This window comes from Rhizobium sp. O111 (assembly GCF_055616315.1).
In genome coordinates this window covers 1,677,932-1,698,618 of the sequence record NZ_JBSHXL010000001.1, presented here as the reverse complement: position 1 = coordinate 1,698,618, position 20,687 = coordinate 1,677,932, and the positions used below count along the sequence as shown (strand labels likewise).

General features: G+C 62.5%; 20 protein-coding genes. 8 read left to right on the top strand and 12 right to left on the bottom strand.

The features are described 5' to 3' along the window. Positions 1-358 precede the first annotated feature (358 nt). Positions 359-913: an RBBP9/YdeN family alpha/beta hydrolase gene (locus ACVTFQ_RS08695; protein ID WP_026283685.1), complete on the bottom strand. Its 555-nt coding sequence runs from the start codon at positions 911-913 to the stop codon at positions 359-361. Positions 914-1,067: 154 nt separating this feature from the next. Here ACVTFQ_RS08695 and ACVTFQ_RS08690 point away from each other — a divergent pair, with 154 nt between their 5' ends. Both ACVTFQ_RS08690 and ACVTFQ_RS08685 read left to right on the top strand, forming a co-directional pair. After that, positions 1,068-1,871, top strand: coding sequence for a DUF2189 domain-containing protein (locus ACVTFQ_RS08690; protein ID WP_111563558.1), 804 nt, complete (start codon positions 1,068-1,070; stop codon positions 1,869-1,871). A gap of 74 nt (positions 1,872-1,945) precedes the next feature. Continuing rightward, positions 1,946-2,446, top strand: coding sequence for a low affinity iron permease family protein (locus tag ACVTFQ_RS08685; protein ID WP_111563559.1), 501 nt, complete (start codon positions 1,946-1,948; stop codon positions 2,444-2,446). A 9-nt stretch (positions 2,447-2,455) separates the two neighbouring features. On the opposite strand, the gene purB is transcribed toward ACVTFQ_RS08685, so the two are convergent. From purB to ACVTFQ_RS08665, 4 genes are all read right to left on the bottom strand, one after another. Beyond that, positions 2,456-3,763 carry an adenylosuccinate lyase gene (gene purB / locus ACVTFQ_RS08680; protein ID WP_111563560.1) on the bottom strand — a complete coding sequence of 436 codons (1,308 nt, stop codon included), beginning with the start codon at positions 3,761-3,763 and terminating at the stop codon, positions 2,456-2,458. Positions 3,764-3,845: 82 nt separating this feature from the next. Beyond that, positions 3,846-4,334 carry a hypothetical protein gene (locus ACVTFQ_RS08675; RefSeq protein WP_181459287.1) on the bottom strand — a complete coding sequence of 163 codons (489 nt, stop codon included), beginning with the start codon at positions 4,332-4,334 and terminating at the stop codon, positions 3,846-3,848. Positions 4,335-4,371: 37 nt separating this feature from the next. Continuing rightward, on the bottom strand, positions 4,372-5,049 hold the full coding sequence (gene rpe, locus ACVTFQ_RS08670) for a ribulose-phosphate 3-epimerase (RefSeq protein WP_018902216.1): 678 nt from the start codon (positions 5,047-5,049) through the stop codon (positions 4,372-4,374). 39 nt (positions 5,050-5,088) lie between these two features. Next, the gene (locus ACVTFQ_RS08665) at positions 5,089-6,171 is read right to left on the bottom strand and encodes a branched-chain amino acid ABC transporter substrate-binding protein (RefSeq protein ID WP_111563561.1); all 1,083 of its coding nucleotides are present in this window, start codon (positions 6,169-6,171) and stop codon (positions 5,089-5,091) included. A 164-nt stretch (positions 6,172-6,335) separates the two neighbouring features. On the opposite strand from ACVTFQ_RS08665, the gene ACVTFQ_RS08660 reads away from it, so the two are divergent. Together ACVTFQ_RS08660 and ACVTFQ_RS08655 are read left to right on the top strand one after the other, a co-directional pair. After that, positions 6,336-6,830, top strand: a complete 495-nt coding sequence (locus ACVTFQ_RS08660; protein WP_026283689.1) for a flavin reductase — start codon at positions 6,336-6,338, stop codon at positions 6,828-6,830. A 13-nt stretch (positions 6,831-6,843) separates the two neighbouring features. Beyond that, positions 6,844-7,161, top strand: coding sequence for a TfoX/Sxy family protein (locus ACVTFQ_RS08655; protein ID WP_111563562.1), 318 nt, complete (start codon positions 6,844-6,846; stop codon positions 7,159-7,161). Between the two features lie 25 nt (positions 7,162-7,186). Here ACVTFQ_RS08655 and ACVTFQ_RS08650 read toward each other — a convergent pair whose 3' ends face one another. The 4 genes from ACVTFQ_RS08650 to ACVTFQ_RS08635 all read right to left on the bottom strand — a co-directional run bounded on the left by ACVTFQ_RS08650 (position 7,187) and on the right by ACVTFQ_RS08635 (position 11,190). Further along, positions 7,187-7,606 (bottom strand): NUDIX domain-containing protein, encoded by a 420-nt coding sequence (locus tag ACVTFQ_RS08650; RefSeq protein WP_111563563.1) that lies wholly within the window; start codon positions 7,604-7,606, stop codon positions 7,187-7,189. A 4-nt stretch (positions 7,607-7,610) separates the two neighbouring features. Continuing rightward, entirely contained in the window at positions 7,611-9,125 is a 1,515-nt protein-coding gene (locus tag ACVTFQ_RS08645; protein WP_018902221.1) for a DEAD/DEAH box helicase, read from the bottom strand. A gap of 158 nt (positions 9,126-9,283) precedes the next feature. After that, positions 9,284-10,591 (bottom strand): peptidoglycan DD-metalloendopeptidase family protein, encoded by a 1,308-nt coding sequence (locus ACVTFQ_RS08640; RefSeq protein WP_112437086.1) that lies wholly within the window; start codon positions 10,589-10,591, stop codon positions 9,284-9,286. 125 nt (positions 10,592-10,716) lie between these two features. After that, positions 10,717-11,190, bottom strand: a complete 474-nt coding sequence (locus tag ACVTFQ_RS08635) for a peroxiredoxin (protein WP_047512150.1) — start codon at positions 11,188-11,190, stop codon at positions 10,717-10,719. Between the two features lie 118 nt (positions 11,191-11,308). On the opposite strand from ACVTFQ_RS08635, the gene ACVTFQ_RS08630 reads away from it, so the two are divergent. Then, on the top strand, positions 11,309-14,707 hold the full coding sequence (locus tag ACVTFQ_RS08630; protein ID WP_111563565.1) for a YhdP family protein: 3,399 nt from the start codon (positions 11,309-11,311) through the stop codon (positions 14,705-14,707). 459 nt (positions 14,708-15,166) lie between these two features. On the opposite strand, the gene tyrS is transcribed toward ACVTFQ_RS08630, so the two are convergent. Further along, positions 15,167-16,423: a tyrosine--tRNA ligase gene (tyrS, locus tag ACVTFQ_RS08625; RefSeq protein WP_111563566.1), complete on the bottom strand. Its 1,257-nt coding sequence runs from the start codon at positions 16,421-16,423 to the stop codon at positions 15,167-15,169. Positions 16,424-16,553: 130 nt separating this feature from the next. Here tyrS and ACVTFQ_RS08620 point away from each other — a divergent pair, with 130 nt between their 5' ends. Continuing rightward, positions 16,554-17,678, top strand: coding sequence for an anhydro-N-acetylmuramic acid kinase (locus tag ACVTFQ_RS08620; RefSeq protein ID WP_111563567.1), 1,125 nt, complete (start codon positions 16,554-16,556; stop codon positions 17,676-17,678). Next, positions 17,675-18,202, top strand: a complete 528-nt coding sequence (locus ACVTFQ_RS08615; protein ID WP_111563568.1) for a GNAT family N-acetyltransferase — start codon at positions 17,675-17,677, stop codon at positions 18,200-18,202. Before ACVTFQ_RS08620 ends, ACVTFQ_RS08615 begins: the two co-directional genes overlap by 4 nt. Positions 18,203-18,209: 7 nt before the next feature. On the opposite strand, the gene ACVTFQ_RS08610 is transcribed toward ACVTFQ_RS08615, so the two are convergent. Continuing rightward, a complete protein-coding gene (locus ACVTFQ_RS08610; protein WP_111563569.1) occupies positions 18,210-18,428 on the bottom strand; it encodes a hypothetical protein in 219 nt (72 codons plus the stop codon). An 81-nt stretch (positions 18,429-18,509) separates the two neighbouring features. Then, positions 18,510-19,187, bottom strand: a complete 678-nt coding sequence (locus ACVTFQ_RS08605; protein ID WP_018902229.1) for an alpha/beta hydrolase — start codon at positions 19,185-19,187, stop codon at positions 18,510-18,512. A gap of 204 nt (positions 19,188-19,391) precedes the next feature. Here ACVTFQ_RS08605 and ACVTFQ_RS08600 point away from each other — a divergent pair, with 204 nt between their 5' ends. After that, positions 19,392-20,558, top strand: coding sequence for a cysteine desulfurase family protein (locus ACVTFQ_RS08600; RefSeq protein ID WP_111563625.1), 1,167 nt, complete (start codon positions 19,392-19,394; stop codon positions 20,556-20,558). Positions 20,559-20,687 lie beyond the last annotated feature (129 nt).

Here is a 20,687-nt window from a genome sequence, read left to right as displayed (position 1 = left end):
CTGTCAACCTGACGGTGGCGTCATTTTGGAATTTTCTTCCAGAAAGTCCCTACTGGCTTTACTGACACCGACTAGAATTATTTTCCACTTATAGCCACTACACGCACGATATGTCAGTCTGCATAGGCACAGGACCCTGTAGCCGCTCGCGGCGATGTCATTTGCAACGATGTCACAACGGCCGCAAAATAGCTGTTCGGTGTTTTCCGCCCTATATGTTGGGTATGGAGGAAAAGCCATGGCTCAGGATTGGCCAATGTTCATCATGCAATGCGTCGTCCTTGCCGGCTTCGCGAGCGTGTTTTTCGTGCGCGGCGAGGGCGACTGAGTATTGTCCGCGTGGGAATGCGGGCGCGGCCTAGCCCTTGAGACGGCTGAGGAACTGCGCGAAGACCATCGTGCCCTCGGGCCACGGGCCGTGACCGGAATCGGCGTTGATGTGGCCGGATTCACCCGCATCGACCAGCAATGATCCCCAGCTTGCGGCGATCTCGTCGGCATGCTCGTAGGTGCCGAAGGGATCGTTGCGACTGGCGACCGTGACGCTCGGGAACGGCAAGGGCTCGCGCGGGTAGGGGCCGAAGGTCATCAGGTGCTTCGGGCGGATGTCGGGGTTGGTGACATCAGGCGGCGCGACCAGAAAAGCGCCGGCGACCGGCTTCTCGAACTGCGGGATCGCATGCAGAAGCGACGGCACGCCGAGCGAGTGGGCGACAAGCACCACTGGACGGGTCGACTTATTGACTTCCTCGGCAATCCGCGCTGCCCAATCCTCGCGCACGGGCTTGGACCACTCCGCCTGCTCGACGCGGCGCGCGGTGCTGAGTTTCGCCTCCCAGCGGCTCTGCCAGTGGTCGGGGCCGGAATTGGTGTAACCGGGGATGATGAGGATTTCGGCGTCTGAAGCTTTCATGGTGCCGCCGATGTGAGAAGGCGCGGCGATAAAGTCAAGGGAAAGCAGGACAGCTCGGTCAATTTTTGTTATGTTAGCGCATTGCCGGTCGCGCTCGATGTCGGCACCGCCGATGCTTTCGCCGCTGGCCTCAATGGCTGAGGAGGAGAAAGCCATGACGGCATTTCACGTCATGTCCGGCGCGGACGATGTCTATTCGCGCCCGGTCATCAACAAAATTGGCCTTGCCGACGTCTTCGACGCCATCCGGCTCGGTATGGCGGATTTCAGGGAAAAACCATCGCATTACGTGTTTCTGTGCCTGATGTATCCGATCGCGGGTATTTTTCTCGCGGTGGCCACATCGAGCGCCAATCTGCTGCCGATGATCTTTCCGCTGATCGCGGGCTTCGCTCTGATCGGGCCTCTGGCGGCGATCGGTCTCTATGAGATCAGCAGGCGGCGGGAGGCAGGCATGGACAGTTCCTGGCGGCATGCCATGGAAGTGACGCGGTCGCCGGCCTTTCCGTCGATCGTCACCGGCGGGCTGATGCTGTTTGCCTTCTTCGTCGTCTGGCTGGTGGCCGCGCAGACGCTCTATCTCAATGTGCTGAGCGACGTGTTTCCGCGATCGATGTCAGCCTTCTTCTCCGAGATCTTCGGCACAACGGAAGGCATGCAGCTGGTCATCTGGGGCAACCTGATCGGGTTCGGCTTCGCGCTGATCGTGCTGGCCACGACCGTCGTCACCTTTCCGATCCTGCTCGACCGTGACATCGGTCTCGTGGCCGCCATGGAGACATCGCTGCGGGCCACGTTTGCCAATCCGGTTCCGGTCCTGTGCTGGGGGCTGATCGTCGCGGTGTCGCTTGCCGTCGCCACCATCCCGCTCTTCGTCGGGCTGGCGCTGGTGATGCCGATCCTCGGCCATTCGACCTGGCACCTCTATCGCAAGCTGGTGGCGCCGCCGATCGTTTGATCGCCATCTGGTTCACTCAGGAACCCAATGCCTTCCTCGGAGTTTGACCGGTGCAAGCTTTGAGGGAGGCAAACATGGCAGACACGCAGCATATCTTCATGCGCTTTTCGGCGAAGACGTCGGAGTGGGCGGGCAAGCCCGTGACCTTCGTCCTTGCATTGATCCTGGTGATCCTCTGGGCCGTGACGGGGCCGTTCTTCGATTATTCCGAGACGTGGCAGCTGGTGATCAACACCGGCACGACGATCATCACCTTTCTCATGGTGTTCGTGCTGCAGAACGCCCAAACGCGCGATACGCGGGCCATCCAGGCGAAGCTCGACGAGCTGATCCTGACGAGCCATGCGGAGAACCGGTTCATCGGTATCGAGAACCTCGACGAGGACGACCTGAAGCATCTCGACCGGCTGGTCGCGAAGGCTGCGAAAGGTGGGCAGACGGAGAAGCAGGCGGCGGCCGATGCGGCGCCGAAATCCACGAAGACGGCCGCCGCCGTGCGCAAGAAGATCGATGCCGCGCGCTCGCAGAAGGACAAACGAAAAGCGGCGCCCCGAAAGGCGCCGCAGAAGAGTTGATCAGGTCGATCAGCTGTTGGCGAAGACCCGGTTAAAGATCGTGTCGACGTGCTTGGTGTGGTAGCCGAGGTCGAACTTCTCGCGGATTTCCTCTTCCGACAGTGCGGCGCGGACTTCGGCGTCTCCGAGCAGTTCCTCGAGGAAGTCGGCGCCCTTTTCCCAGACCTTCATGGCGTTGCGCTGCACCAGACGGTAGCTGTCCTCACGGGACACGCCGGCCTGGGTGAGCGCCAGGAGCACGCGCTGGCTCATGACCAGTCCCTTGAACTGGTTCATGTTGCGCAGCATGTTTTCAGGATAGATCACCAGCTTCTCGACGACGCCGGCCAGACGGTTCAGCGCGAAATCGAGCGTAATCGTCGTGTCAGGGCCGATGGCGCGCTCGACGCTCGAATGGCTGATGTCGCGCTCATGCCAGAGAGCGACATTTTCCATCGCCGGAACAACCGACATGCGCACGAGGCGGGCGAGACCCGTCAGGTTTTCTGTCAGCACCGGGTTGCGTTTGTGCGGCATGGCCGACGAGCCCTTCTGGCCGGGAGAGAAGAACTCTTCGGCTTCGAGCACTTCGGTGCGCTGCATGTGGCGGATTTCGATGGCGACGTTTTCGATCGACGAGGCGATGACGCCGAGCGTGGCGAAGAACATCGCGTGGCGGTCGCGCGGGATGACCTGGGTCGAGATCGGCTCGGCGGCGAGGCCGAGCTGTTCGCAGACATATTCTTCGACGCTCGGGTCGATATTGGCAAACGTGCCGACGGCGCCCGAGATCGCGCCGGTCGCGACTTCGGCGCGGGCAGCGACCAGACGATCGCGGTTGCGCTTCATTTCAGCGTAGAAGCGCGCGAAGGTCAGGCCCATCGTCGTCGGCTCGGCGTGGATGCCGTGGCTGCGGCCGATGCGGACCGTATCCTTGTGTTCGAAGGCGCGGGTCTTCAGGGCCGCGAGAACGCGGTCCATGTCTGCAAGCAGAAGGTCGGCCGCGCGCACCAGCTGGATGTTGAAGGTGGTGTCCAGCACGTCGGAAGAGGTCATGCCCTGGTGGACGAAGCGGCTGTCGGGGCCGATGAATTCCGCGAGGTGCGTCAGGAAGGCGATGACGTCGTGCTTGGTGACGGCTTCGATCTCGTCGATGCGGGCGACGTTGAATTCGGCGACCGAACCCTTTTCCCAGATGGTGCGTGCGGATTCCTGCGGGATGACGCCGAGGTTGGCGAGCGCGGTGCAGGCATGAGCCTCGATCTCGAACCAGATGCGGAACTTGGTTTCGGGCGACCAGATGGCGACCATTTCAGGTCGGGAGTAGCGCGGGATCATGGCTTCCTGCTTTCGTTCGTAAGGAATGTTGGCGTTCTAAAGGGGAATGTTGGCGCCCGTGTAGCAAAGACGCGCGGCAATCTCAACGCATGCGTTTCGCAAGCGCGAAACTCGTTGACAGCAGGCAGACGAGCCCGAGGGGGACAAAGAGCCGCAAACCGAGCACCATGAACTGGTAGACGGAGCTCGCGCCGGTAAAGATCAGCTGGAAAAACCAGATCACAGATCCTCCCGGCGCATGCCAGCGCGAGTAGAAAACCCGGTAGTCCATCGCGAAGAGAAACGCCGTCATCAGGATGGTGCAGGCCGCAAGCGCCACGAAGAAGGCGGCGAAGCGCGTCTCGATCCGGCGCTTGTGCGCGAAGAAGCGGCCCAGCATGACCGCAAAGGGCCAGGCAAGCAGGCCGCCGGCGAAATAGAGGATGGCGAGATCGCCGAGGTGGCTGGTCTCCAGGCCGTTGCGCAGATAGAGCGTGCTCATCGCAGCAGCCAGCATCTGGAGAGCCCAGAGCGGCGCGCCGACGAGCACGGCGGAGTAGGGCGGGTACGCAGCCCGTAGCCGGTCTCCCATCAGCGACACGCCATTCTCGGCATTGCTTGGCCCGATCTTACTTGGATTGGCCTTCAGCCGCTGTCCGGAGCGCCGAAATGGCCTGCTTGTAGGCCTCGACCGAGCCGCCCTTGAAGATGGCGGAGCCGGCGACGAGCACGTTGGCGCCGGCCTTGCCGATGACAGGCGCTGTTTCGATCGTCACGCCACCGTCGACCTCGAGGTCGATCGGCCGGTCACCGATCAGTGACTTGGCGGCGGCGATCTTGTCGGCCATGGCGGGAATGAACTTCTGGCCGCCGAAGCCGGGATTGACCGACATGATGAGGATCAGGTCGATATCATCCAGCACGTTTTCAAAGACGGAGAGCGGCGTTGCCGGATTGAGGGTGACGCCGACCTTCTTGCCGAGATTGCGCACGGTCTGCAGCGAGCGATGCAGATGCGGTCCGGCCTCGGCATGGATGGTGATCCGGTCGCAGCCGGCCTTGGCGAAAGCTTCGAGATAGTCGTCGACGGGGGCAATCATCAGGTGGCAGTCGAAGGTGGCGTCGGTGTAGGAGCGCAGCGACTTGATGACGTCGGGGCCGAAGGAAATATTGGGGACGAAGTGACCGTCCATGACGTCGAGGTGGATCCAGTCAGCGCCGGCCGCGGTCACGTCGCGCACCTCCTGGCCGAGCTTGGCGAAGTCGGCGGCCAGAACGGATGGCGCGATGCGAATGGGCTGGGTCATTGTCTCTCTCCGTTGAAGTCGCCTGGGATCAAGCAGGCGTTATTGCGCCGGCGCGCTGAAGGGGACGAATGCCCCGGAGCGCCATTGCATCAGCTGATATGGGTTTTGCGACAGCTCGTGGCCGGCGTCGAAGGTGATCTGGCCGAGCACGGTGTCGAAGGGCATGCCGCCGAGATGTTGGGCGACCGGCCGCTCGTCCGCTGCCGCCGCCTGCACCGCCTTGATGGCGATCTCGACCGCGGCATAGGCCGGCAGAACGTAGCCTTCCGGCTCGACGCCTGCGGCGCGCAGCGCCACACCTGCGGGCGACGCATCGGCGCGGGCGGTATAATCGGGCAGTGTTACAGCCAGCACGCCGTCGGCGAGTGGCAGCGGCTGGTCGGCCGCGCGCATTCCGTCGCCGCCCATCAGGTCGAGCGCGATCTTTTCGGCCTTGGCGTCGCGGGCGATGATGGAGACATCGCTGCGGTCGCCGCCGATGAAGACCTTGGTGGCGCCCGCTCTCTTGAGCCGGCGAACGAGTGCGATCTGCTGCTCCTGGCCGGGGCGGTATGTGTCGGTGAAGACGGGCTTCAGGCCGTTCTGCTCCAGCGCGTTGCGCACCGCTTCGGTGAGCTCTCGGCCGTGGATCGTGCCGTCCTCGACGAGCGCGATGGGGCTCGATGCCCAGTCGCGCAGGATGACCTCGATGATCTTCGCGGCCTCTGCGCCATCGGCGGGCGCAAGCCGAAACAGCGGCCAGCCGTTCTTCAGCGCGTCCTCCATGAGAATGCGGGAGCGCACGGAGACGGTGATAGCAGGGATGTTGGCGTCCTTCAGCTTGGGGAGCGCGCCGTCGAGCGTCTGGCTGCAGAGGAAGCCGATAGCGACCTGGACCTTGGCTGCGATCAGCGCATCGGCGACGACGCCGCCGCTATTGTCCTCGCAGGGTTCGTTGACGGTGACGATGGTGTCGCCATCCTGGCGGATCTTCGCCTCGGCGCCGGCAACGATCTCAGCGCCTAGCGGCGCGAAACTACCCGTCTGCGGAGCGACGACGCCAATCGTCACGCCGGCTGCATGGCATTCCCCGGCTGCGACAAGCAGCAGCGGCAGAAGACCTAAGCAACGCGAGATAGTCATGAAAGATGCACGCCCCAACCGTTTATTCCTGCTCTTTTATCCGTCCGGAATGGATCGTCAAAGAAAAACGCGCGGATCGGTCGCTTTTCGGCATCGGTTTGTAGAAAAGATAACCTATGACCGTCATAATGCGTGCGAAATGCGTGTGTTCGTGGAGTGAAATTTTGTTGAGCAAGCAACCGATCGATCCCGGCCTCTACAGGGACGCGATGAGCCGCTTCGGCGGGCACGTTCAGTTGGTGACGACCGCAGTCGGCGACCAGCGGCGCGGGGTGACGATCACGGCGGCTTGTTCGGTCTCGGACAGCCCGGCGACGGTGCTGGTCTGCCTCAACAACAGCAATCCGAAGAACGAGATCTTCTTCCGCAGCGGTATTTTCGCGCTGAATACGCTGGGCGCGCATCATCAGGCGCTGGCCGACGCGTTTTCCGGGCGCACGAAAATGGAAGACGGCGATCGTTTCTCCACGGGCCGTTTCGACAAGCTGGTCACCGGCGCGCCCGTGCTCATGGACGCGCTCGCGTCTTTCGATTGCCGGGTGACGGAAATCAAGGAGATGACGACGCATCACATCATCTTCGGCGAAGTCATGGCGGTGCGGTTCGACGAGGCGAAGCCGGCGCTGTTCTACATGAACCGCGATTATTACAGCCTGTAGAGCGAGCTTTCTCATGGATCCGGCCGAAATCGAAGAGATGTTTCAGGGGCTTGGCCCCGTCACGATCAAGCGCATGTTCGGCGGCAAGGGGATCTATCATCTCGGCCGGATCATCGCGCTCGAGTTTCGCGGCGATATGCTTCTGAAGGCCGATGACGTCAGTTCGCCCGCCTTCGCCGAGGCCGGCGCCAGCCAGTGGACCTATGAGGGAAAGAGCGGCAAGCCGGTGAAGATGCCGTACTGGTCAATCCCCGAGGACGCGTATGACGATCCCGATCTGATGGCGGGCTGGGTGCGGCTGGCTTACGAGGCGGCGATGCGGGCGGAGTGATCGGCCGCGCTTTCAAACTTCAATACTAGAACTGTTCGGCGCCGAGATGGCCGATGGCGGCCTCAGCGAATGCCGAGAGCGGCTGCGGCAGATCGTTGCGCGAGAACCAGCCGAAATCCGAAAGCTTGTCGGGCTCGGTCAATGCCGGCTCGCCAGTATAGTCTTCTGCGATGTAGAGGAGCGAGATCCAGTGCTGGCGGTCGGCGTCGCTGATCACCTCGGTCTGGCCCAAGAGCTTGACGCGACCGATTTCGAGGCCGCTTTCTTCCTCGGCCTCGCGTTTCGCCGCCTGTTCGGCCGGCTCCATATGATCCACCTTGCCGCCCACGATGCTCCAGTGGCCGGCTTCGGGCGCCTTGACGCGTTTGTAGAGGAGGATCTTTCTGTGGCGCAGGATAACCAATCCTACGCCGAGACCCGGAAAATCAATGCCGGGGCTGCCCATCGTGTCAGATCTTGGCGTTTGCCGTGATCAGCATGAAGGCGGGGATGTCGTCGCCGAAGCCAACCGGCGTCGGGCCGTCATCGTGGTCGCGGTAGCGGCGGCGGTCGCGATTGTCGTCGTTAGCCGGATAAGGGCGGCGGTCGCGCGCGTTGTTGTTCTGCCTGTTGTTTTCTGCTTTGCGCTCTTGCTTCACGCTTTCGACCCTTGCTGGTGCGGCTTGTACCGGTGCGGCTGCTGTTTCGATCGTCTCGACGCCATTATCCTCGGCGGCGATATCAGATTTATGACCCGAACGATTTCTGCCGCGGCCACGGTCCTTATCCCGCTCACGGCCGCCCTTGCGGCGCGAGCGATCGTCGTCACGGCTCGGCTCGGCCGGCGGCAACGACGAGAGATCGCCATTGTGCCATTCGATCTTCTCACCGATCAGCTTTTCGATCGCGTCGGTGAATTTCTGGTCGCGGCTGGTGACGATGGTAAAAGCAGAGCCTGCACGGCCTGCGCGGCCGGTACGGCCGATGCGATGCACGTAGTCATCCGCGTGGATGGGCACATCGAAGTTGAAGACGTGGCTGACATCGGGGATGTCGAGACCACGGGCCGCGACGTCGGAAGCCACCAGAAGCTGGAGCTGGCCGTCGCGGAAATTCTGCAGCATGGTCGTGCGCGAACGCTGGTCCATGTCGCCATGCAACGCGCCGACGGAGAAGCCGTGGCGTTCCAGCGAGCGGAACAGATCGGCGACGTCCTTCTTGCGGTTGCAGAAGATGATGGCGTTCTTCAGCTCTTCCTGGGCGCGGATGAGGTCGCGCAGCGTCGAGCGCTTTTCGTAATCCTTGCCATGCGCGGCGACGAAGCGCTGCGTGATGGTCTTGGATGCGGAAGCGGGCTTCGCGACTTCGACGCGTTCCGGGTTCTGCAGAAAGCGGTCGGCCAGCTTCTGGATTTCCGGCGGCATGGTGGCCGAGAAGAACAGCGTCTGGCGGGTGAACGGGATCATCTTGGCGATGCGTTCGATATCGGGAATGAAGCCCATGTCGAGCATGCGGTCGGCTTCGTCGATGACGAAGATCTCGACGCCGCTCATAAGGAGCTTGCCGCGCTCGAAATGGTCAAGCAGGCGGCCGGGGGTGCAGATGAGGACATCGGCGCCACGCTCGAGCTTGCGATCCTGCTCTTCGAACGAAACGCCGCCGATCAGAAGCGCGACGTTGAGGCGGTGGTTCTTGCCGTACTTCTCGAAGTTCTCAGCCACCTGGGCGGCGAGTTCGCGGGTCGGCTCGAGGATCAGCGTGCGCGGCATGCGGGCGCGGGCGCGGCCCTTTTCGAGCAGCGACAGCATCGGCAGAACGAAGGAAGCGGTCTTGCCGGTGCCCGTCTGTGCGATGCCGCAAATGTCGCGGCGCTGAAGCGCAAACGGAATCGCGCCAGCCTGAATAGGTGTTGGCACCGTGTAGCCCGCGTCGGTGACAGCGGAAAGCACTTTTTGGCTCAAGCCAAGATCAGCAAATGTCGTCAAAGGGAAAACTGTTTCCGTTCCGGTTCGGCCAGGCTCAGGCTTGAGTCGGCGGGATTGCATGCCGCAATGCAGCGCCACATAGGCTGAAACGGTTGAGAAGTCAAGGAACCGGCGCGGTCTCAGGGTTGTTGAGGTAAAACCACCGTTAGCGGGATCGTTCAGTTTATATAGCTGGCGAGTTTCGTGCCGGCGCTGATGAAGTAGATCGGGTCCACAGCGCGCCCGTTCTGGCGCACTTCGTAATGCAGATGCGTGCCCGTGGAGCGGCCGGTGCTGCCGGCGAGACCGATGGTATCCTCACGGCCGACCGTGTCGCCGACCTTGACCAGAATCTCGGACATGTGGCCGTAGCGGGTGGAGATGCCATTGCCGTGGTCGATCTCGACCATGTTGCCATAACCGCCGGTCCAGCCGGCCGTGACCACCTTGCCGGGCGCGGTCGGGCGGACCTTTTCGCCAGGTGCGAAGCGGAAATCGACGCCGGAATGCAGCGCCAACCTTCCGATGAAGGGATCGCGGCGGTTGCCGAAGGGGCTGGTGATTTCCTTGCCGATGGCGGGGTTCTGGAAGGGCAGCGACGAGGCGGTGTTGCGCACGGTTTCGAGCCGGGTGAGGGCGGTGTCGAGCTGTGCCAGCGAATTGTCGAAGTCGTCGCCGCTCTCGGGCTCGACATAGGGACCGCCGACGGCGCTGTCGTCCGTGGCCTTTGCGCTTGCCGTCTCCGAGGGTACGCGGATCTGGAAGCGGGTCAGCACGTTGGAGATCGCAGCCGACGCGTCGGTCGCATCCGTCGTCAGCTGGCTGACGCGATCACGTTGGCGCTGCTCGATCCCCTTGAGCGAGAGTGTCACCTTGGAGAAGACGCGGTCGGCGCGGTCGCCCATGGTTTCGCGGGCAGGCACATAGAAGAGCGTCGAATTGTCTGGCGTCACGTCAGCCGGCGTTGCGTCGCCGGCGAGCTGCCGCTCGATCGCCTGCATGGCGGCGGGCAGTTCGGCGCGCTTGCCTTTGGTCTCGGGCGCATAGGCTGAAGCGGGCGTTTCGGTCTTGGCGTCGAGACCGGAGTTTTCGGCACGATCAAGCAACTGGCCGAGCTTGCCGCGGCGCGAGGTCAGCGCCTGCTGCTGCTCCATCAGCTTGTCGACCTTGTCTTCCACGACCTGCTGGTCTAGCAACTGGCGGGAGGTGACGCGATCGACCTGGGCGCGCAGCGCCGCGATGCGATCCTCGTAGTCATGCTGCATGCGCGCCTGGCGCGCCATGGTTGCGCCAATCAGATCGTCACGCAGCACAAGATAGGAGGTGGCGAGCAGGTAGCCGATAGCGAAAACGCCGACGAAGCAGAACGCGATTGCCGCCATCCACGGCTTGACCGTCAGGTGACGAACCCGATCGCCGCTGGCAAGGATCAGGATATGTTCCTGTTTTTGCTTGCCGAATACGCCGTTCTGCTGTGTGTGCGCCACGGAGAATCTCCCAACTGACGGACCTGCCTCAATTGGGTCAATTACACACTGTTAAGGTTAATAAAGCCTTAGATTTGGCCTTATTCAACGCATGGGCGAATTTTTGGAGTTTACTCTCGCCACACTCAAGAGGCGAGATTCTTGACCGCCGTCAGCACGGTTTCGGCGTGGCCCGCGACCTTAACCTTCTGCCAGATCGTGGCGATCGTGCCATCCGGGCGGATCAGGAATGTCGTACGCTCAACGCCCATGTAGCTGCGGCCGTACATACTCTTCTGTTTCCAGACGCCATAGGCCTCCAGCGTGGTCTTCTCCTCGTCGGCCGCGAGCGTCACGCCGAGCTTGTGCTTCTTGATGAAGCGGTCGTGGCAGGCAGCCGAATCCGGCGACATGCCGATGACAGCGGCGCCGGCCTTTTCGAATTCGTCGGCGAGTGCTGTGAAGGCGATCGATTCGGTCGTGCAGCCGGATGTGTCGTCCTTCGGATAAAAGAAAAGAACCAATGCCTTGCCGCGGAAATCCGTGAGCTTCACGCGTCCGCCGCCATCACGCGGGAGATCGAAGTCGGGCGCGCTGGAGCCGATGCTGAGTTCCGCCATGGAGAAACCTTTCTTTTGCCGGGTTTGTGGATAAGAGGTGATTTGCCAGATATATATTGGACAAATCACCGTCCAGCCAGTCTGGTCCAATCACAGAACAGGGAGACAGGCGAGGCGCATGTCGGCGATCCGCGGCGAGAAGGTTAGATTCCGCAAGAAAGATATCGTCGCGCTGCACGATCTTCCCTCGGCGCGGACGGAAGATCCGCTGATCGTGCATTGCCCGCCCATGCGCTCGCGCATGCGCCGCACGGCGGGGCTTGCCGGTGGCTGCATCGGCGTTCTGATCTTCATCATCGCCGCCATCATCTTCACGGTCGAAAGCGGCATCTTCGACGAACCCCTGTCGCGGCAGGCGCAGTCGGCGCTGAATTCGGCGATCGGGCCGCGCTACCGGGCCGAGGTCGGCTCCACGGTCATTCGCTTCACCTCCAACATGCGGTTGGCGCTCGAGGCGCGCGACGTCAACCTGATCGACGAGAAGAGCGGCCAGCACATGTCGACCACAGGCGCCATGCGCATGGCGCTCGATCCGCTGCAGCTTTTCCGGGGACGGATCGCGATCGCGCAGGTGGAGGCGCAGGATATCGCGCTCGACACCGCGCTTCTGCCCTCGGGCGATCCGGTCAAGCTTGATAATCTCAGGATCGACCAGATCCCGGCGGCGATGGAGAAGGCCTTCGAGCAGCTGGATGTTCTCGACGGTTTCGTCGATCGCGGTGGCACCAAGTCGATCAAGCTCGAGGGGCTCGACATCAAGCTTGCGGATACCGACAACGGGCCGCTCTCCATCGTCGTCAACAGCCTGGTGTTCTCCAGAAACGCGCAGAGCGCGCTGCAGCTCGATGGCGAGGTCGCGATCAACGGCCGCGTCACGACGCTGCATATCGGCACCGAAAAGACCGATGGGCGCACATCGCGGCTGACGGGCGAACTTGCCGGCGCGGACCTTGCGCCGTTTACGCTGAAGCGCAACGCGATCGGCGAAATCCGTCAGGGCGTCGACAGTCTCGCCGATACGATCATTTCAGCGGAGCGCAGTGGAGAGACGTCCAAGCCGTCGCTTGCCGCCACGGTCAATCTGCAGCCCGGCAATTTCTACATGGATGGCGATGCGCAGCCGCTGACCGGCGGACGCATCAATCTCGTCTATGATTTCACCAAGCAATCGCTGGAGATCGCGCGCTCGCAGCTGCAGTTCGGGCCGACGATCGTGCCTTTGAACGGCGCGCTGATCGACCTCGACAAGATCGACCCGGCCGCCGAAAAGGGTTTTGGCGTCGATCTGCTCGTCAGCGGCGGTACTGCCGCACCCGTCACCTCGGGCGAGCAGCCGCTCCCCTTCGATATCCAGGCGACGGGCCGCTATTTCGTCGGCAGCCGCGAATTGCAATTCCCCAACATGGCGGTGTCCAGCCCGGCCGGATCGCTCTACGGCTCGCTGCATGTTCGCTTCGGCGGCAAGTCGCCCGAGATCAGCTTCTCCGGCCAGTCGCAGCAGCTGCAGACCACGGCCGTGAAGCAGCTCTGGCCGTTCTGGATGGCGTCGAAGGGGCGCGAGTGGGTCGAGCGCAATCTCTATGGCGGCGTGGTCACCAATGCGTCGATCGATGTCTTTATTCCCTTTGACCGGCTGGAAGAGGCCATCGGCAAGGGGCTGAAGCTGGACGAGAACCAGATCAAGATCGCCTTCGACATTGCCGGCACCCGCATGAACGTCACCGGCGACATTCCGCCGATCCGCGACACCAGCGCGCATTTTGAGCTGGCGGGGCCGAAGGCGACGATCTCGATCAAGAGCGGCAAGTCGTTCTTCCCATCGGGGCGCACCGTCGATGTCGGCGAGGGCACCTTCATCCTGCCGTCGACCTATGAAAAGCCGCTGATGGCGGAGCTCAACCTGCCGATCTCGGGGGCGGCCGACGCCATCGGCGAACTGCTGACCTTCAAGCCGATCCAGGTGCTGCAGCGGGCAGGCTTCGTGCCCGAGGACCTGAAGGGCAAAGTGACCGCGTCGGTGCAGGCGCGTATCGGGCTGATCGCCTCGCAAAACCCGCCGCCCGTCGAATGGAAGGCGACGCTGCAACTGCAGGATCTCGACGTCGCCAAGGCGATATCGGGGCGCAAGATCACCAATCTCGATGGCGTGCTGACGGCCGATCCGAAACAGGTGGTTCTCGACGGCAAGGGCGATATCGACGGCGTGCCGGCGACGGTCAAGCTGGTCGAGCCGACCGACAAGTCCTCCGACATCCAGCCGCAGCAAAGCGTGACGGCGACGCTGAGTAACGATCAGCGCGAGAAGATCCTGCCGGGTCTCTCCGATATCATCGACGGTCCGATCAGCGTCGAGCTCGACCGCATCGACAAGGATCGCCAATCTGTGTCGCTCGATCTCGGCAAGGCGCGGCTCGATCTGCCCTGGATCGGCTGGTCCAAGGGGAGCGGCATCGGCGCCACCGCCGATTTCGAGATTTCCGGTCCTGACGACAATCTGCAGATCAAGAATTTCGTGCTGAAGGGCGACGGGTTTGGCGCCACCGGTGCGCTGGCGCTCAGCAAGGGCAATCTGCAGAAGGCCGATTTCGACAGCGTGAAACTGTCGTCGCTCGACAATTTCGCGATCTCGCTTCGCCGCGCCAAGGGCGGCATGGACGTTTCGGTCTCCGGTAGCAGCGCCGATGTGCGGCCGGTTTTGGCGCGGATCAAGTCGGGCAGTGGCGACAAGGGGGACGGCGGGTCGAAGAACGACGGCAGCATTTCGCTCAAGGCCAAGCTCGACAGCGTCGTCGGCTTCAACGACGAGAAGCTGCAGAATGTGCAACTGACCTATGCCGCGCAGGGAAGCCGCATCCAGTCTCTCAACCTCTCCGGCGTCACCGGCAGCGGCGAGGCCGTTGTGGCGCAGACGCAAGGCAATGGTGTCATCAACATCACCAGCGGCGATGCCGGCGCGGTCTCGCGCTTCGCCGACCTCTATCAGCATATGCGCGGCGGCCTGCTCAACCTTTCGATCCGGCTCGGCGCCGGCGACGATTGGGATGGGTCGATCGATGTGCGCCGGTTTTCGATCGTCAACGAACAGCGCCTGCATTCGATCGTCTCGACGCCCGTCGGCCAGGAGCAACGCAGCCTGAACGCTGCCGTCAAGCGCGACATCGACACCTCGGCCCAGCGCTTCCAGCGCGGCTTCGCCCGTATCTTTTCAAGAAATGGTGTCGTCAGCATCGAGAATGGCGTGGTGCGCGGAGATCAGGTCGGCGCGGTGTTCCAGGGCACGCTGCGCGACGTTCGCGGCAACATGGACATGAACGGCACCTTCATGCCCGCCTACGGCCTGAACCGCCTCTTCGCCGAACTCCCCATCATCGGCATCATCCTAGGCAACGGCACCGACCGCGGCCTGATCGGCATCACCTTCAAGCTGACGGGTAAGCTCGACGCGCCGAACCTGACGATCAACCCGCTCTCGATCATCGCGCCCGGGGTGTTCCGGAATATTTTCGAGTTTCAGTGAAGGGGGGCCGAGGCGTGCGGGCGTCGGTGGTGCCGGTCGCTAACTGATTGAAGTGAAGGGGTTTCCTCTCTCTCGGCGTCATCCTCGGGCTCGTCCCGAGGATCTAAGCACGTTGCCTGGAATGCGACGGCCATGGTGCTTTCGATGCGGGTCCAGCGGCCGCGGTCCGCGCACGGCTGGTCGTTGTAAACTCGCGCCAAGTGTCCACTCACGTTGAGCAATTGGGACCGTGCTTAGATCCTCGGCACAAGGCCGAGGATGACGTCGAGAATGGGAAAACGACGCCGTTTCAATGTTTTAGACACAGGCGCCACCAACTCCATCGTCATCCTCGGGCTCGTCCCGAGGATCTAAGCACGCCGCCCGGAATGCAACGTCAATGGACCTTGCCGCCACCCGCGCAACAAAAAAGGCCGACGTTTCCACGCCGGCCTCTGTAAACTTCTGAACCTACCGCCCTCAGGCAGCCGGGCGGATCAGGATGTGTTTCTTCTTGCCGAGCGACAGCTTGATCACGCCGTCGGCGGTCACTTCGCCACCGCCGATGAGCTTGCGTTCATCGCTGATGGCCTGGTCGTTGATGCGGACGGCGCCGCCCTGGACGTGGCGGCGGGCTTCGCCGTTCGACGCTGCGAGGCCGGCGCGGACGATGAGGGCGAGGAGGCCGATGCCGGCGTCGAGTTCGGCAGCGGGCACGTCGATCGAGGGGAGGTTGTCGGAAAGCGCGCCTTCCTCGAAGGTCTTGCGGGCGGTCTCGGCTGCCTGTTCGGCAGCAGTGCGGCCATGCAGGATCGTGGTGACCTCGGTCGCCAGGATCTTCTTGACCTCGTTGAGCTCGGAGCCGGCAAGCGCCGACAGGCGGGCGATCTCGTCCATCGGCAGCGTCGTGAACAGCTTCAGGAAGCGCGGCACGTCGGCGTCTTCGGTGTTGCGCCAGTACTGCCAGAAGTCATAGACCGGCAGCAGGTCGGCGTTAAGCCACACCGCGCCGGAAGCGGACTTGCCCATCTTGGCGCCCGACGATGTGGTCAGAAGCGGCGAGGTCAGCGCGTAGAGCTGATCGGTCCCCATGCGGTGACCGAGGTCGATGCCGTTGATAATGTTGCCCCACTGGTCGGAGCCGCCCATCTGCAGCCGGCAATCGTAGCGCTTGGCGAGCTCGACGAAGTCGTAGGCCTGCAGGATCATGTAGTTGAATTCGAGGAAGGACAGCGAGTGCTCGCGGTCGAGGCGCGTCTTGACGCTGTCGAAGGAGAGCATGCGGTTGACCGAGAAATGACGGCCGACATCGCGCAGGAATTCGAGATAGTTCAGCGAGCGCAGCCACTCGGCGTTGTTGATCATCAGCGCCGGGTTGCCCGACTTGTCGTAGTCGAGGTAGTTGGCAAAGCAGCTCTTGATCGAGGCGATGTTCTCCTCGATCGTGTCGACCGTCATCAGCTTGCGGGCTTCGTCCTTGAAGGAGGGGTCGCCGACCATGCCGGTGCCGCCGCCCATCAGCGAGATCGGGCGATGGCCTGTCTGCTGGAACCAGTGCAGCATCATGATCTGGGTGAGGTGGCCGACATGCAGGCTCGATGCCGTCGGGTCATAGCCGATATAGGCGGTCACGGTTTCCTTGGCGAGCAGGGCGTCGAGGCCGGATTCATCGGAGATCTGATGAATGAAGCCACGCTCTTTCAGCGTGCGGAGGAAATCGGATTTGAACTCGGTCATGACCTTTTGCTTTCGGATCAGGATTTTCGGATTGGCTATTGTTGAAGCAACGCGGCGCGTTTAGCACTGTTTTCTCGCACAGTCACCATTTGGTTGATTGGCTCCTTTATTTGTAGATTATCGAGGGACAATGGGGAAAATCCTGACAGCGATCGGCCTGATGAGCGGCACCTCGATGGACGGGATCGACGCGGCGCTGCTTAAGACCGACGGCGAAAACATCATCCGTCGCGGGCCCAGCCTCTACGTGCCCTATGACGACGATCTGCGCGGCCGCTGGAAGCTGGCATTGCAGACGGCCAAGGCCGTGGTCGAGCGTGGCGATAGGCCGGGCGACCTTGCCGACGCCGAACGCGTGCTGACGCTTTGCCATGCCGCCGTGGTCAAGTCCTTCCTGGCGCGCCATAACCTCAAGCCCGATGAGATCGACCTCATCGGCTTTCACGGCCAGACCGTGCTGCACCGGCCGGATGCGGGTGTCACCGTGCAGATCGGCGACGGGCCACTTTTGGCGTCGGAGACCGGTATCGATGTCGTCTACGACATGCGAGCCAACGACATGGTGCATGGCGGGCAGGGCGCGCCGCTGATCCCTGTTTATCACGCAGCCCTCTCGGCCAACCTGCCGGATGGCTTCGCGGCGCCTGTTGTCTTCGTCAATATTGGCGGCATCTCGAACCTCACCTATGTCGGCGCCGACGGCGTGCTTTCTGCTTTCGACAGCGGGCCGGGCAACATGCTGATCGACCAATGGGTCGAAGTGCATACCGGCCGGGCCTACGACCGCAACGGCGAGACGGCCAGCCGTGGGGAGATGGTCCCGGATCTGGCGCGCCGCTATCTTTCGAGCCCGTTCTTCTCCGGCAATATCAGGCGCTCGCTCGACCGGGGGGATTTCCTGCCGCCCGAGAAGGGCGAGGTGTCGCTGGAGGACGGCGCAAGGACGCTGGCGCATGTCACCGCCGCCTCGATCGTCAAGCTCGCCGATCACCTGCCGCAACCGCCCAAGACATACGTCGTCTGCGGCGGCGGGCGGCTCAATCCTGTCATCATGGGCGAGTTCGCCGATCTGGCTGCGGCAAAGGGTGCCCGGGTCGTCTCGGCGGAGGCGGCCGGTTTTGACGGCGGCGCCATGGAGGCGGAGGCCTGGGCCTATCTGGCGGTGCGCTCCGTCAACGGACTGCCGCTGACCTTTCCCGGTACGACAGGCGTTTCGGCGGCTGTGACCGGCGGCGTGATTGCGAGGAAGCCATGACCGATCTTGTTATCCTGAAGACACCCCGGCTCGTCTTGTCCATGTGGGGGCAATATGATGTCCATCTGCTGCAATTGTTGCATTCGACGATAGAGACGACCCGCTATCTCTCGGGTGCCGCTCCTTGGAGCGCCGCCAAGGCGCAGGAGCGCTTCATGAGCTTCTTTGCCGAGCAGGCCCGCGATGGCGTGACCAAATACAAGGTCACCAGCCTCGACGACGGCCGCTTCATCGGCCGCGCCGGCTTTTCCCGCTATGGCGGAGATCGCGGCGCGTTCGAGCTCGGCTATTCGCTCCGCCACGAGGAGTGGGGCAAGGGTTACGCGACGGAATTGGGGAAGGGGTTGGCGGATTGGTTTTTCGACAAGAGATTCGCTGACCAATTCATCGCCTTCACGCATCCCGACAATCTGGCATCGCAGCGTGTTCTGACAAAAATCGGCATGCGAAGCCGCATGCCGCTGACCATCGATAATATGTCTTGCCCGACCTTCGAGCTGACCGCCGAGATGCGCCAAGCCTAGCGGATCGTTAGCTTCTGTCCGGCTTGCGCAGCAGCTCCGGCGCCTTGTCGACTTCACCGCGTCCGCGTTCCGACATCGTTTCGAACGTCTGGCGCGCTTCGAAGTCCCGCACCATGCGCGCCGTCATGTCGCTCAGCAGATCCTCGACGGTTCTGCCGCTCTCAGCCGCAATGTCTGCGACCTTTTTCTCGACGTCCTTGGAAACCTGAAAACTCAGCATCGTCATGAATTTCGCTCTTCGAGAAAGACGCTGAGTCTATGGCCGTTGCCGATACAAGCACATTCGTATCGACAACGATGCGCATCGTCAGCGGATGCGCTTGGCGGCCGGTTCCGGCACCAGTTCGCCGTTGAGGCGGCGGTCGAGGTAGTCCTCGCATTCGCCCATCAGCGTTTCCACCTGGCCGTTGAAGAAATGGTTGGCGCCCGGCACCGTGCGGTGGGTTATGAGGATGCCCTTCTGGGTCTTCAGCTTCTCGACGAGGCCGTTGACGTCCTTCTCCGGTGCCACCTTGTCGGCATCGCCGTTGATGATCAGGCCCGACGACGGGCAGGGGGCGAGGAAGGAGAAGTCGTAGGTGTTCGGCTGCGGCGCGATCGACATGAAGCCTTCGATCTCCGGGCGGCGCATCAGCAGCTGCATGCCGATCCACGAGCCGAAGGAATAACCGGCGACCCAACAGGTCTTCGAATCAGGATGCAGGCTCTGCACCCAGTCGAGTGCCGACGCGGCATCCGAGAGTTCGCCGGCGCCATGGTCGAATTCGCCCTGGCTGCGGCCGATACCCCGGAAGTTGAAGCGCAATGTCGTGAACCCGCGCTTCTGGAACATGTAGAAGAGCTGGTAGACGATCTGGTTGTTCATCGTGCCGCCGAACTGCGGGTGCGGGTGCAGGATGAGGGCAATCGGCGCGCTCTTTTCCTTGGAGGGCTGGTAGCGGCCTTCAAGGCGGCCTGCGGGGCCGTTGAAAATGACTTCGGGCATCGGTACTCCGGCTTTTATTTCTCGCGTTCGCCCTGCGCAGACTTGACGGACGTTGTCAGCTTTTCTAAAACGCAGTTTAGAACAATTCGAAACTTGCATGGCAATCCACGCAGTGTTGGATGTGTCATAAGGCAAGCCCGGCTGACTTTTCAAGGAAAATGCACCGGCTTGCCACGCAAGAACCAAGCGCAGGACGAAAAGATCATGGCGCCGGCCCGGCTCTATCTCGATTGGAACGCGACGGCACCGCTGCATCCTGCAGCGCGCGACGCGGTTCTGCGGGCGCTGGATATGTTCGGCAATCCGAGTTCGGTCCATGGCGAGGGACGCGCGGTGCGCGCCGCGATCGAAGGCGCCCGCCGTCAGGTGGCTGCCCTGGTCGGCGCCGATCCCGCCCATGTCGTCTTTACCAGCGGCGCCACCGAGGCCGCCAACATGGTGCTGACGCCGGATTTCCGCATGGGCCGCACGCCGATGGCGATCGGCCATCTCTATCATTCGGCTATCGAGCATCCGGCGATCCGCGAAGGCGGACGCTTCGGGAAGGATCGTACGACCGAGATTGCGGTGACGGCCGATGGCGTCGTCGATCTCGATCACATGCAGAGCCTTCTTGCCGGCCACGACAAATCGGCCGGGCTGCCGATGGTCGCGGTCATGCTCGTCAATAACGAGACGGGCGTGGTGCAGCCGGTGGCCGAGGTCGCCAAGATCGTGCAGGCGCATGGCGGACTGCTCGTGGTCGATGCCGTGCAGGCGGCAGGCCGGATCGCGCTCGATATCAATGCGCTCGGCGCCGATTTCATCATCGTCTCCTCGCACAAGATCGGTGGCCCTAAGGGCGCCGGCGCGCTGGTGTCGCGCGGCGAAGTCCTGATGCCGAGGGCGCTGATCCATGGCGGCGGCCAGGAAAAGGGTCACCGCTCGGGGACAGAGAATTCGCTTGCTGTCATCGGCTTTGGCGCGGCTGCCGAGGTCGCTGTCCGGGAGTTTGACGAGCGCAATGCCCGCATCTCCGCTCTGCGCGAGCAGCTGGAAGACGGAATGCGCAACGCCGCACCCGATGTCGTCATCTACGGCGCGGATCAACAGCGTGTCTCCAACACCACCTTCTTCACCCTGCCGGGGCTGAAGGCCGAGACCGGGCAGATCGCCTTCGATCTCGAAGGTGTGGCGCTGTCTGCGGGTGCTGCCTGCTCGTCCGGCAAGGTCGGCGAGAGCCACGTTCTGGTGGCGATGGGGCGAGATCCCAAGCTTGGCGCGCTCAGGATGTCGCTCGGCTTTTCGACGACGGACGAGGATATCGCCAGGGCCATCGCGACATTCGCGAAGATAGCCGCGCGGCGCAAGCCGGCGGGAGAGGCGGCGTGATTGCCTGATAAAGCGTCACGACCGCCTGATAAATTTGCGAAAACGCAAATTTCCACTTGCCATTCGGGCTGAAAAGTCCCCTTTGGCCACTTACATAAGGGGCAACAAAAATTGCCCGAACGACAAGCT